The sequence below is a fragment of the Pseudomonas sp. H11T01 genome (assembly GCF_048515765.1).
GTDB lineage: Bacteria > Pseudomonadota > Gammaproteobacteria > Pseudomonadales > Pseudomonadaceae > Aquipseudomonas.
On sequence record NZ_JBLYED010000003.1, the window covers coordinates 85,387 to 98,809 of the forward strand.

The 13,423-nt window shown below is 57.4% G+C and carries 11 protein-coding genes; all 11 read right to left on the bottom strand.

The genetic code is table 11. From position 1 onward, the window contains the following. Window positions 1-3: 3 nt before the first annotated feature. Window positions 4-2,307 (bottom strand): cellulose biosynthesis cyclic di-GMP-binding regulatory protein BcsB, encoded by a 2,304-nt coding sequence (bcsB, locus tag ACN1C3_RS04870; RefSeq protein WP_419114661.1) that lies wholly within the window; start codon window positions 2,305-2,307, stop codon window positions 4-6. Then, window positions 2,304-4,898, bottom strand: a complete 2,595-nt coding sequence (gene bcsA / locus ACN1C3_RS04875; RefSeq protein ID WP_419114662.1) for a UDP-forming cellulose synthase catalytic subunit — start codon at window positions 4,896-4,898, stop codon at window positions 2,304-2,306. The genes bcsB and bcsA overlap by 4 nt, the downstream gene beginning before the upstream one ends. Further along, window positions 4,895-5,617 carry a cellulose biosynthesis protein BcsQ gene (gene bcsQ, locus ACN1C3_RS04880; protein ID WP_419114663.1) on the bottom strand — a complete coding sequence of 241 codons (723 nt, stop codon included), beginning with the start codon at window positions 5,615-5,617 and terminating at the stop codon, window positions 4,895-4,897. Before bcsQ ends, bcsA begins: the two co-directional genes overlap by 4 nt. Beyond that, window positions 5,614-5,868 carry a cellulose biosynthesis protein BcsR gene (gene bcsR, locus ACN1C3_RS04885; RefSeq protein WP_419114664.1) on the bottom strand — a complete coding sequence of 85 codons (255 nt, stop codon included), beginning with the start codon at window positions 5,866-5,868 and terminating at the stop codon, window positions 5,614-5,616. The genes bcsQ and bcsR overlap by 4 nt, the downstream gene beginning before the upstream one ends. Continuing rightward, window positions 5,838-7,466 carry a cellulose biosynthesis protein BcsG gene (gene bcsG / locus ACN1C3_RS04890; RefSeq protein WP_419114665.1) on the bottom strand — a complete coding sequence of 543 codons (1,629 nt, stop codon included), beginning with the start codon at window positions 7,464-7,466 and terminating at the stop codon, window positions 5,838-5,840. The genes bcsR and bcsG overlap by 31 nt, the downstream gene beginning before the upstream one ends. Continuing rightward, window positions 7,453-7,653: a cellulose biosynthesis protein BcsF gene (bcsF, locus tag ACN1C3_RS04895; protein ID WP_419114666.1), complete on the bottom strand. Its 201-nt coding sequence runs from the start codon at window positions 7,651-7,653 to the stop codon at window positions 7,453-7,455. Before bcsF ends, bcsG begins: the two co-directional genes overlap by 14 nt. Beyond that, entirely contained in the window at window positions 7,650-9,191 is a 1,542-nt protein-coding gene (locus tag ACN1C3_RS04900; RefSeq protein WP_419114667.1) for a BcsE family c-di-GMP-binding protein, read from the bottom strand. Before ACN1C3_RS04900 ends, bcsF begins: the two co-directional genes overlap by 4 nt. Window positions 9,192-9,809: 618 nt before the next feature. Beyond that, entirely contained in the window at window positions 9,810-11,147 is a 1,338-nt protein-coding gene (locus ACN1C3_RS04905; RefSeq protein WP_419114668.1) for an ATP-binding protein, read from the bottom strand. Beyond that, entirely contained in the window at window positions 11,144-11,806 is a 663-nt protein-coding gene (locus ACN1C3_RS04910) for a response regulator (protein ID WP_419114669.1), read from the bottom strand. The genes ACN1C3_RS04905 and ACN1C3_RS04910 overlap by 4 nt, the downstream gene beginning before the upstream one ends. Window positions 11,807-11,946: 140 nt before the next feature. Next, window positions 11,947-12,135, bottom strand: a complete 189-nt coding sequence (locus ACN1C3_RS04915) for a DUF1289 domain-containing protein (protein ID WP_419114670.1) — start codon at window positions 12,133-12,135, stop codon at window positions 11,947-11,949. 3 nt (window positions 12,136-12,138) lie between these two features. Further along, window positions 12,139-13,419, bottom strand: coding sequence for a CDF family Co(II)/Ni(II) efflux transporter DmeF (dmeF, locus tag ACN1C3_RS04920; protein WP_419114671.1), 1,281 nt, complete (start codon window positions 13,417-13,419; stop codon window positions 12,139-12,141). Between the last annotated feature and the right edge of the window lie 4 nt (window positions 13,420-13,423).

The window sequence follows — 13,423 nt, forward strand, 5'->3', positions numbered from 1 at the left end:
GCCTCACTGATCATCCGCCAGACGTCGGCGCGCTGCCCAGCGCAGGACACGCCACAGCAGGAAGGCACCGAGCAGCATACTGATGGCCGTCATCGCGGCGAGCACCATCGGATGCCCGGATAGCTGGAACCACAGCAGCAGCCACCACGGCAGATACCCGACGAAGTACTGTTCACCCACCCGCCAGCTACTGACGCCACTGCTGCGGATCAGCGCCACGGAGCCGGTCATCGCGTCCAGTTTTCCGCTGTCATTGAGGAGCTCACGCAGCAGTTGGTAGTCGCCATCATTGCTGGCCAGAAAGGCAACAATGCTGCGTTGGGAATAAAAAGGTGACTGCAGACCAACAATCGCAGCGATCGGCGCGCCAGTGAATACCTCTGCCGGATTGCTACCTGAATTGCGTTTATCGTCCAGCTCCCCCGCAAACGCAGAGAATCCCCCCGCCTGCTGGCTCAAAGGATTCGATATCCAGGCTCGAGTATGATCAAGCAGCCGTGTCAGGTCCTGGCTCCTGCGCAGCTCCTTAGGCATCGAACCCAATACCAGCAGGTCGGCATCGACCTTGCTCAACGCGTTCCAGTCGTCTGACAGGCGCAGACCAAAGGCTGGCAAGCCTGTGTGTGCTGAAATCCCTGCGAGGGTTTCGAGCAGGGTACTGATTTGTGTGGCACTGCCCTGGTTTTGCACCATCACCAGTGTTTCCGACAGATCGGCCATACGGCTGTAAGGGAAACCGCTGCGCACGAACGCTTTGAGGTCCGGCATCGCAATAAAGTGGTAGTAGCCGGAAAGATCGATGGTCGATTCTTCGTCGATCACCGCCTGATTGGCGGCCGGCAGGGACGTCTGGCAACGACCACGCTGAGCGCTGCTGACGGTACTGGCGAAGTTGAAGTCGAAACGAAGGGTGTTGCGGTCTTCAATCTTCAACGCCGGAACCAACAGCTTGTCGCTGGCGCTGATCGACTCATCGGACAGCATCGTCAGGCTCAATCCTTTCAATTGATTACTACTACTCTTGAGCAGGGGCAAACTGCTGATGAACTGATTGTTGAGGCTGATATTGAGCTGCGACGCGTCATCGGTTGAGGGGGCGGTGTAGCGGTATTTGGTTTGTAACGGAACACCTCGGTTGAGCCAGACAAACAGATCCGGCGGCAGCTTTACCTCAAGGGTAATCGGTGGTGGCCGCAGGCCGCTGACCTGCAATTGCTCAGGGTACTTGATGAGTTCGGCGAAGCGCACTGGCCGGTCAGTGCGCATCCAGTTCGGCGCATCATAAGGTTGGCGCGTTTGCAACTGCCGGACGTTGTCCAGGGTCACTTGCGAACCGCCAAACAGCTTGCCGCCCAACGCCAGAGCGCGCGCTGCGGTCGTCAGGTCCTCATCATTGCGCCCCAGTACCAGCAAGACCTTGCTGTAAGGGTCGGCGGGGTTGTCGATCATTTGCACAACTGGCGCCTGGACCGGGGGGTACTTCTGCAGATCCGCCAACAATTCTGGTCGATGGTCGTTGCTCGCGAAGACAATCGACGGCATTGCCCGATTGTTTTCATTGACCGTCGGCAACTGGTCGAACAGCACCGGAAACTGAGTGCCGCGCCAGCTCGCCAGGCTGCCAAAATAGGATGCCAAGATGCCCGCCGCACGCTGCTCACCCAAGGTCGGCGACGTGGCAAATACCATATTCACAACGGCCCTGCCCTGCCCGCGAGCGTCAAAGAATGGCAACGGGAAATTGGCCAGATCATTCTTCAACATCAAAGCCTGCTCCTGGATGACCACGTGACTGGCACGGCTGACGTTGAGCCACAACGCGCTGTTGGCGGGGTCTTCACACACGTCGGAGTAGTGCCCGATGAACTCAAGGCGCACCCGGTTGAAATCGCTGATCAAACGTGGATCGAGGGCGACCTGTTGAACGGTCTTGCGCCCCAGCTGATCTTTCTCGATTGGCACAACACTCATCAGCACGTCATTGAGGTACACCCGCAGATGCGACAGCAGTGGCAACAAGGCCGGCGAAGGGGTGTATTCCAGTTGCAACCGAACATCGCTGGCGATTCGGTCACCGCGCATGCTGAACTCGATCTGGTCAATGTTGTGGATGCCGAGCAACAAACTATCGGCAGTCCGTCCGAGCTGCTCGAAGCTGAGCGAGCTGTTCCAGCTCGGGAGGCCGTTGACCGACTGAGGCGCGTCAGTACGCATTGAGTTGGGTGGCGTCTGGGCCTGAGCCTGGCTGCCATCGAAGGCCAGGAGCACCAGGCTGGCAAAAAGGAGTTTTCTGAACGTGTGGTTCATAGTGTGCTCACTTCTTTGCTGGTGGCACTGGAAGACGGGGTTGGCCTATGCGGCAGATAGCTGGCCAGCCAGCGCAGCAGGCGCAGCTGCGGACTGACCAGACGCCAGACCCAGGCCGGCAGGTAATGGAACGGTTGCCGGTAGCCGCGGCCACCGAGCTTGAGTATCTCGATGAAACTGTTCAACGGCCGGTCAGGGATGAAATCCCCACCCCAGTCCAGCCAGGCATTGGCACGGGCAAAGGTGCACTGCACGAAGTCGATTTTCTGCTGCACCGACATTTCCAAAAAACTGATGCTGATGAAGTTCTCGTGGCTGCGGCTAACGATGCCCGGAAATAACCGATCCTGGTGGCCGCGTTGCATCAGCACGGCGATACGCGTACCCACCGGCAGGGCCAGGTCACGATCGACTTTGATGCATGCACCACCATCGGAATAGTCTTGCAGCATGCCCGGATAGAAGTGCCCGCTATCCAGACGCACCGCCGCCGGCAATTGCGACTGAACCCGATGGGTATTGCGCACTTGGCGCACTTCGGCGGAAACCGCTACCGCAACACCAATAATGAGCAGGTTGTAGATCACCCAGAGACTGCTCACCAGCACCGTGCTCAACTCTGTTATGGGGCCGTAAAACAGCCGCCAGACCGCGAAGCCCAAGCCCGCCACGTTCAGCAACGCAAGGAGCAGATACGGCTGGGCAATCCTCCAGTCGAACTGATTGTTCTGCATCAGGCCACCCTTTGCGGTGACGTTGAACGTGCCTTTTTTTGGACTCAACAACGCCATCGTGGTGGGTCGGGCGATGTACCAGGCCAGGACGGTCTCGTAGACCTCGCCCCAGAATGTCTGGCGAAAGGCGCCCTGCATCCGCGAGTTGGTCAGGTTGGCGTGGACCATGTGCGGTAACACGTACAACAGAATCATAAAGGCTGGGGCATAGATGATGAAGGCATGCAGAAGCAGAAAGGCCAGTGGCGCGGTGAGGAAGATCAGGCGAGGCAGGCCGGCCAGGAAGTGCATCATGGCGTTGGCGTAGCAGATGCGCTGGAGCAAGGTCAGGCCGCTACCCAACAGAGGGTTGTCGGTGCGAAAAATTTGCGCCATGCCCCGCGCCCAGCGAATGCGCTGGCCGATATGCGCCGACAGGCTTTCGGTGGCGAGCCCGGCCGCTTGCGGGATACGTAAATACGCCGAGGTCCAGCCGTGGCGATGCAGACGCAGCGAGGTATGAGCATCTTCGGTCACGGTCTCGACAGCGAAGCCACCGATATCGTCCAGCGCAGAGCGTCGCAGTACGGCGCACGAACCACAGAAGAACGCGGCATTCCACAAGTCGTTGCCATCCTGGACCAGGCCGTAGAACAACTCGCCTTCGTTGGGGCTGCGACGGAACATGTTCAGGTTTCGCTCGAATGGATCCGGCGAGAGGAAGTGGTGCGGGGTCTGCATCAGCGCCAGTTTCGGGTCCCGCAGAAACCAACCCACCGTGAGCTGTAGAAATGAGCGCACCGGCACATGATCGCAGTCAAAGATCGTCACCAGCTCGCCATTAATATGGCCCAATGCATGGTTGAGGTTACCGGCCTTGGCGTGGTTGTTATTCTCGCGAACGATGTAACCGACTCCCACTTCATCGGCAAACAGGTGGAACGTTTCACGCTTGCCGTCGTCGAGGATGTAGATCTTCAGCTTGTCCTGCGGCCAGTCGATCCCCAGTGCGGCGTAGACCGTACCGCGCACCACCGCAAGATCTTCGTTGTAGGTCGGAATCAGCAGGTCAATCGCTGGCCACAGTCGCACATCACTGGGCAGTTGCATCGGTTTGCGCTCCAGCGGCCAACTGTTCTGGATGTAACCGAGGATCAGCACCATCCACGAATAGGTTTCGGCGATCAGCAGCAACACACCACAGGCCAGGTCGAATGGCTTGTTCCAATTCAGGGTCGCGGTGTAGCGCCACCACAGGTAGCGGCAGGAGACGATGACCGACAGCACCACCATCAGCAATGTCGGGAAGCGTCCTGGTATGCGCCTTACCAGCATGGCCAGCCCCCAGAGCAAAAAAACGAAAATCATTTGGTTCAGCGCGCTGAACGGCTCGGTGATGCAGAGCAGAGTCAGGCCAACCACGACCATGCCGACGAAGCCATCGAGCAGGTGCTGATAACGGCGATCCAGGCCTGTGCCCCCATACGTGCTCTGAAGTCTGTGCGAATGGTTTGCGAACCGCTCCGGCAGTTGCTCCAAAGCACTGCCAACCCGCTCCCATGCCCGGCTGTAAAATCCGGCAATACTGCGAAACAAGCCTGGCGCGCGCTCCCGGCGACGCAGTTGTTCAAGCGGACAGATCAACAATAGCCAAAGACTTTGCAGGGCATAGCGTAACGGATCACCCAGGCTCGGCGACTTGCTGGCCAAGTGCGGGTACCAGCGTTGTCGTTGATCGAGCACGCCGCGCCAGGCCGGCGACTCCAGGGGCAGGACCAGCCAGGCCAGCGCGTTCATCGTCGCCAGCAGCAGCGCAACCAGCGGGTTACAACCGTGGCGCCGGCGCAGGTGCGCGTAGGGAAACCAGCGGGCGATCATGGCCGTTCCTGGCGCTGAGCCAGGCACCAGGTCGCGAGGCTGAGCACATCCTGAGCCGCCAGGCTGGCGGGAGAATGCTCACCGACCGGTTTTTTGAACGCCAGTGCCTCGCGCATGGCCTCATCGCTGTGGACCGTCAGCGGCAGCATCCGGCCCCCGAAGAGTTTTCGCCAGATCAGCAGTAGATCGCGCTGGAGCAGGCTGGCGGGATCAAATCGATTGACCAGCAGATAGCTGTTCAGTGCTTCAACGCGCTGCAACAACACATGGCACGCAGCGTCGGCTTCGGCGACCCGAATCTGCAGCGCACACCTGCCGACTTTCGCATGCCCGGGCAAACGCTGAGGCAGGTCGAACAGTATCCAGTCGAAATGCTGGGTCAGGACAATCTGACGTCGAGCCCACAACTCGGGCTCCTGACACAGTTGCTGTTCGACCCGCTGTTGCTCGGACCACTCCAGCCGTCCATAGGGCATCAGGCAAAATCCCGATTGCAGTGTCCAGGCCTGATCCACCCAGCCCTGCTCATCGAGTAGCGCACGCGCCCAGCCACTGCGCTCACCAACGGCCAGATTGAAGTGCAAGCCCAAGAGGTTTTCAGGGCACATGTCCACCAGCAGCACGCGCTCGCCGAGGTGATGCAGGGCATGGCCGAGGGCCGCCAGCAACGAACTGTTGCCGACACCGCCGCGAACACCGCGCGCGCTAAGGGAAGTCACTTCGCCACCTGCAGTTCGAGCAGTAGCACCGCCTCTTCATGTTGCGGCACTTCATGTTGCGGCACTTCGCTGAGTTCAGCCAGCAACGGCCAACGCTGCAACGCAGATTGCAGCTCAAGCTGAGCGCAAATATCGACGTACTCAAGATCCGGTAATTGCAGGCTGACCTTGAGCTGAGCGATATCTGCGGCACGCTCGTTTCGCAACAGCACCTTTGAACTTACTTGAGCCGCTGGGGGTAAGGCAGCCATCCGCCTTTCTCCTTGATTCGTATATAAGGTCTGCCGGCGTAGTCGACCACTACGGTCCCGGCGTTCTCCGAAACCACGAGAGTTTGCGGCAGTCCAGTCAGCAAGGTGGCCCAGTCCGGCCCCTGGGGTTCAGCCTGCGCGGCATACAGACGGCTGACGATTTCCGACAACGCCAGAAAGCTGCTCGGTTCGGTGATATGCAAGGGACTGGTTCGCGGATTGACCCCCATCCCCACCAGCTTGATCCCGACAGGCACATGGGTGATTGATTGGCTTGGAATTTCACGCATACCGGAAATCTGCATGCGGTCACCCAGCAGGGCCGCACCATGCTCCGGCACGATCACCACGACCACGCGGCGGCCACTGTGCTCCAGTTCGGTGATGAAACCATCGAGGTCATTGAACAGAGTCTGTGCGCGGACCTTGTAGTCGGCACTCCTGGAGCCACCGTCGGCGGTGAGCATGCGGTTACCGTCATGCAGGGTGATCGTGTTGTAGAACAGAGCCACACTCGAATCGCTCTCTCCCTCACGGTGCCTCCACCACGTGTCCAACACTTCGTTGTCACGCCAGATGGGCGAGCCATCGAAACTGATCAACTGGTTTTTCAGCGTACTGATGCTGACGGCGGGTGCCGGCAACGAGCCCTGGCTGCGAACACTGTCGAGGAAACCTTCGAACTGGCCAGAGTGGTTAAGCATCACTTCACTGGCAAAGCCCAGCTTGCCCAGGTCATCGAACAGCAGACACTGATCGAGTGGTGTGTCATACAACTTGCTGTGGGGCGATTGACCGCAGCTGGCACGCAACAAACGGATGGCCGCCGGACCACTGTAAGAGCTGACTGAGTTGAAGTTATCGAACACCACATCCATTTGCTGAAACAACGGGTTGTCGCGCAGCCCCACAGCGTCGATGTCGTCCCAGGCCAACGAGCAAACGTTGATCAACAGCAGGTCGAAAGGGGGCGAGCCTGCGATCGGCGACTTGAACTCGACCCGGCGTTGCGTTTCGGCGCTGTAAAAACCCTGCAGATAGGCGTCGAGGGTCGCGTTGTCGGGCTCGGCGAGGCTCGCCGTCCTGGCGCTGGCCAAGGGTGAGGTAGCCAAGGCGACAGCTGGCTCGGGGGGTGCCTGCAAGGAGAGCACATTGGCAGCGCCCAGCCAGGCCAAACCGATCAGCGTCAGCGTGGTCACGCGCAGCCATTGGTAGACCAGGCGATATAGCACCAGCACCAACAACAACCAACCGCAGAGGGTCCAATCGATAAAGCGTCCTGCCAGTTCCAGCAGATAGTCGCTGGAGAAGGTCATCAGTCCTGGGTGGTCCAGCAAATTACCAATAGGCGGTAACCAGGTATCTTGATAGAACAGCATCACCCCCACCGGCAGGGCAATCAGGGTCCGCAGGATCACAAGTTTGCGATTGCCCAATGGCACCAACAAGACCGCGGCAAACACCAGGTTGGGCAATATTTGCAGGTTCAGGTAACCCAGCCAGAGCATGACGAATTTGATCAGGAAATACGCGTTCCACAGCCCCAGGCCACTGTTGGTCCGTACGGGTTGAGGGGGGATGACTTTAAGCTGACTCATCGGATTCACTCTTTACAGTGGTGATCGATAAGCGCCGTCGCACGCCTTGAGACTTCAAATAGCGAGGCCGCAAGCAACCTCGCACAGCAGCTTTGATCTGGCGCCAGAAGCTGTTCAGCAAAAGCACCAATGCCAGTGTCAGTGCACTGCTGACTGCGACGATCTGAAGTAATTCGGAGATGCTCATGGGCAATACTCCGTGACAGGCAGAGTCGTGCGCTGCGGCGCATAGGCATGTTGCTGGCTGTTCGACACCGATCCTGCATCGGTTGTGGTCGCTGCCAGATAGACACTCACCGGGGTATTCTGCGCATCAAGGAACGCCTGACGCGGCAAACCGTCAACGCCCGAGAAAAACTGACACTCACTGAACAGATTATTCCAGGGTAATCGGCAGATCTTCCTCAGCGCAGGCGCCACACCGTCGGCGCGGCAGGCGAACAGAAACAGGTAGAGGGCACCATCGAGCACACAGGCAATATCGCCGAAGCGGCGTAAGTTGATTTGATCAATGTACTGTTCGATGCTCAGATCGTTGCGCGGCTGAAGCTTCAGCAATTGGTGGCTGACCTCTCCGGCAGCACCGTCATAGACCTGATCCAGTGTCGCGATAAAGCGATGCGGTGACAGCACGCCACGTTCGACCGGCGGCCTCAGGCGTTCCAGCAACGCCTTGAAATCAATGGTTCGACTATGCCGCCAGATCTGCCCCTGAACGCTGTCGACCAAGCTGAAAAAATAGGCCAGTGAAGTGCCATGAGGTACGGTGATATTTGCCCCACAGGACAGCAACAAGCGCTCATCGCGATAGCGCAGGCAAGATGCCAATTCCCTCACGATGATCTTCAGCGAAGATCCACAGCGCTCGCGCAGGTCATACAGTTGCTGTGCGAGCGCTTCCACTTGCAGGTTACTCGTGACGCCTACAATCACCGTGGCCGCTCGCACCCGACTCGCTTCGAAAAACAAATCGTCGTAGTTTTCGAACAGGTGCCATTGTTGGGACAAAGGTGGGGCCCCTTCCAGCACCGAGCGCAGCGTCAGATAGAGTCGCTGGTCCTCGATGCGAGTGGGTTGCGGGTTGGAGCGCTCGATTTGGGTCAGGCCGAATCCGTCGGGCTGCGCGTCCAACTCGAACTCCTGCGTACTGCAGACACCCAGATAACTGTGCCAATAATTCAACTGATAGCGGATACCGCCGTCACGGCGATAGAGCTGTGCCAGCCCGGACAGGCGCTCGTTGAGACGAATCAAATCGGCGTGCAGCTTCGGTGCCTGGCCATGGCACAGCACCAGCAACGTGCAGGCCCGCTGACGCAACCAGATCGCCATGTTTTCGCACCAGCGCTGCAGATGCAGTATCTCGAATCCCTGCCAACTGACCACCGGCAGTATCAGAACAATCGGGCTGCCTCTGGCGACAGCCGCTCGATTCAATTCCAGGGGCAAGGATGTAAGCGCGAGCCGGATATCGGCCTCAGTCACTTCGAACAGCCTCAACTCGACAGGGCCCAAGCGTTTGTCGAGCTTGGCCACAAGCTGCTTGGGATCCTGAGCGCAGCACACTAAAGTGGCGGAGCGAACCTTTTCCAATGCCCCAAGAAACTGACGCCCCAAGACCTCGGCATCGCCCACCTGGTCGATTGACAGCCAATACAAACCGCCTTGATGCAATAGCATCTGCTCATCGCGCAAATACCGGATAGATAAAGTGACCTGACTCACACACGCACCCCTTCCCTTTCAAACCACTAAAGGGACAGCGATCCGTGGCTACCGAGCGTGTTCTATCAGCAGAAAAGGGCCGCTAGTTCTGATGTCAGAATAGTATTCTCCGTCTTTACGAAGACGATCATTTAAAGCCGCCCGACCAGCGGCAATCAATGACTTAACTTTCGATTTATATAGAGCAACCGACCCGGAAAAGTTTCGATTTTGTTCTATACTTTTTGTCTGTATTTTTGGTCTTCAAAGCGATGGCCGGACGCGACAAGAAACAGGTTTAAAACAGCGAGCTGCAGGGCACGCAAAGGCCAGGGTCATCGATTAAGAAAACGTCGCATTTTCTTTAACTTCACCCCTTAAAAATTTGTTCATGCCGCACACGGCGAGACTATCTACATAGTTGATATGTTCAACCACCGACACCACACCTAATACCCTGTCGTTTTTTAATGCAGGCGTCTTAAACAACTGCCGTGACACACTAAAATCAAGTAGTAGCATTATAAAAAACCAACCACTCACTGCCTAATCAACTTAACGGTGTGTGAGGGGCTTTCTTAAAGACAGGAGAGTACTGAAGTTACTGCTTGCGCTTGGGCGCGCCCGGGTCGTCGACAATCAGCGCCAGACTCCCGATCGAGACGGGAAAATGATCTGTACCCGCAGCCCCAAGCCATTGAGTGCAGCATCAAGTACTACTTGGGCTCCGTGCTGCTCTGCAATCGTTTTAACAATTGAAAGCCCCAGTCCACTGCCAGAGCCGGTTTGATTGTTGCCTCGATAGAATCGCTCAAGCACCCGCTCACGTTCCGGCGCATTTATGCCTGGGCCGTTGTCGCATACCTCAAGTACGACCCCTTGGTCGGTATCGCGCACTGCCACGTCAATCTTTGCGTGGGCTCCCGCGTAACGGATGGCGTTGTCGATCAGGTTGTTGAGCAGGATACGCAGCGTTTCGGGATCCCCCGAAATACTGGATGCAGCATGCTCGCTCAGCCCCAGATCGATGCCTGATGCTTCAGCCCTACGAATCTGATCAGTGATCACCGACTTGCATAGAGCGGATAACTCGATGTTTCTCATGGCGGGTAACTGCGCATCAGGCTCCAGGCGCGCCAAGGTCAACAGCTGTTGTGTCAGGTGAGTAAGGCGCGTGACACCCGACTGTACCTCAGACAGCGATACCTGTCGGTCTTCTTCCTCAGTGGCCCGCTGTGCCAACTCCACGTGAATACTGATTGCTGTGACTGGGGTGCGTAGCTCGTGCGCGGCATCAGCGATGAAGTGTTTTTGCATGGTGAAAGCATTTGCCAGCCGTCCCAGCAAATCGTTGAGGGCATCGACCAGAGGTTTGACTTCTCCAGGCAGCTCTTTCGAAGCGATAGGCTGCAGGCTATTCACGTTGCGCTCCGACAGTTCTGTCGCCACTGTTCGCAGTGGTTTTAGCCCATAGCTGATGCCAAACCACAAGAACAGGGCTAATAAGGGAATCAGTGATACCACTGGCCACAATAGGTGCACGGCTAAACCGGCGAGCTCTTCCCAACGCCTGTTTTGAGCTTGAGCCACCCGGAAAAATTTATTGCCACGCTGGCTAACAAACGTGTGCCAGGTTTGATCCCCAACCTGAATATCGCTCAGTCCAGTTTGCTGCGGTGGCGGCAGCGCGAGTGCTGAGTCGGTCGTAAAGCTCAAGGCTCCTGCACTCCAAACCTGAAGCAGCACTTCGTCAGCATTATCATCGCGCAATGGACTGGGTTTATTGCCTGTCCCCGTCAGTACAACTCGCTCACCAGGATCCACATTGATGTGTTCTGCGAGGTAACGCATTTGGTCGTTGAGCAGATCGTCCAGTTCGATCACAGCCCCCCAATAAGTACCAATACTCGCCAGCAGCCCAGCCAGAAAAGTGGCTGGCAGCAGCCATAACAATAGACGTCGGCGAAGCGAACTCATGCATCCTCTCCAATGTGATAACCGACGCCTCGAACAGTACGGATTACCTCGGCCCCGAGCTTTTTGCGAAGATTATGGATATGCACCTCTACCGCATTGCTACCCACCTCATCGCCCCAGCCGTACAGGCGATCCTCTAGCTGCTCACGGGAAATCACCGCATCCGGCTCTTTCATTAGCTCGTGTAGTAATGCGTACTCTTTGGCCGACAGGCTGACAGGTTCATTGCGCAACCACAGCAGGTGTCGTACCGGATCAAGGCGCAACGGGCCTCCCCGCAGCTCGGTCTGAACACGCCCTGATTGACGGCGGCTGACGGCTCGGATCCGTGCCACCAGTTCCTCGATGGCAAACGGTTTGACCAGGTAATCGTCAGCGCCGTGATCAAGACCAGCCACCCGATCAGGTAGCGAGTCGCGGGCGGTGATTATGATCACTGGCAAGGTCTCGTCTCGTTGCCGCAAAACCCTGAGCACATCCATTCCATCCTGGCGCGGAAGTCCCAGGTCGAGTAGCAGCAATGCGTAGGGGGTGGTTTCCAGAGCCAGTAGAGCAGCCTTACCGTCCATGACCCAGTCCACTGTATGCCCTTCCTGGCGCAAGCCTTTTTGCAAACCGCCACCGATCATCGGGTCATCTTCTGCAAGTAATATTCGCATCGCCTGATCCCTCTCCTCACATCAGTCAGCGCTTCGCTGGAGGACCGTGCAGTGTGCCGAAGTCTTGACTCTGCGCATATCTCCAGATGGAGCGCTGCTTGATCCGCGCGCTTGGACTGCCGCAAAAAGCTGCATCCAGGCTATCGGGAAATCGCTTCTCGTTGCAATTTCGCTAACCGCTTTGAACGCTCGTTGATTACCTGATGACGGCGATGATCCGTCATTTTTTTCCAGCCACGAATTTCCTCCAGGGTGCGCAAGCAGCCTACGCAAAAGGTAGTCTTGCCATCGAACTTACAGACCTCGGTGCAAGGGGATTTGAGAGCCATTGCTCAGGCCTCCGTTCCTGGATGCACTTCAACAGTGAGATGGGACAACCCTTTGAATTGGGCAAGGCGCTGATGGTAAAACTGCGGGGTGCGTTTCGGCTCGCGAGTGACGACCGAAACCACCGCACCGAGATGCCCAGGGCCGAGCCGCCAAACATGCAAATCCACCAGTTTGTCACCGACCTCGTCAATGACTGTCCTGATCTTGCCTTCAATCCGAGAGTCTGCACTGGCATCCACCAGGATCGCACCGGTCTGGCGTATCAGACCGTATGACCAGTTGGCGATCACGAATGCCCCTACGATACCGGCCACCGGATCCATCCACAGCCAGCCAAATGCCTGGGCCAACAGCAGGCCAACGATGGCCATCACTGACACGGCTGCGTCCGCAATAACGTGAATATAAGCAGCTCGCATATTGTGGTCGCGGCTATCCACGCCATGGTCGTCGTGAGCATGCTCTGCGAACTCGACGATATGTTCACCAGAAGGCACGGTAACGGCCACTTTGAAACCATGCGGCTCTGGAATTTCGCCGGTGGACTCCAGAAAGCCGGTTTTCTGCAGAAAGTTAAACACTTGTCGCGAACCGTCCGGCCGTATCGTCGTAACCGTGACATCGCTTGGCGATAGCGAGGATCCTGAGCCTTCGGGGGCAAAGCGAAACACAGGCGGAACACCCTCTTCGAAGATCGACAGCTCGAACACCCCCTCAGAAGTGACAATACGCTGCATCTCTTCATGATGATCATCATGTTCATTGCCTTCAGCATGCCCATGACTGTGTCCATGGCTGTGCCCGTGGTCATGCCCATGATCGGCCCCGCTCAGCAGCCAGGCACTGGCAACATTCACGGCCAAGCCGACGACGGCGATCGGAATGGCTTCGCTAAAATGAATGGGTACCGGGGACAGTAAGCGGGAAACGGCTTCGTAGCCTATCAGTAAGGCGATCATCGCGAGGATGATGGCGCTGGTGAAGCCCGCCAGATCACCAAGCTTGCCGGTGCCGAACACGAAGCGCCGATCGTTGGCGTATTTGCGCGCATAGGTATAGGCCAGCGCAGCGATCAACATGGCCCCGGCGTGTGTGGACATATGCAAGCCATCCGCGACCAGTGCCAGCGAACCGAACAGGTTCCCGCCGATGATCTCGACCAACATCATGGCCGTGCACAGCGCAATCACAGCCCAGGTCTTGCGCTCATTTTTTTCATGACCTTCGCCTAGAAAGACGTGTTCATGGCCGGCTTTAAACGGCGTCTCATAAAAATTGTTCATATTG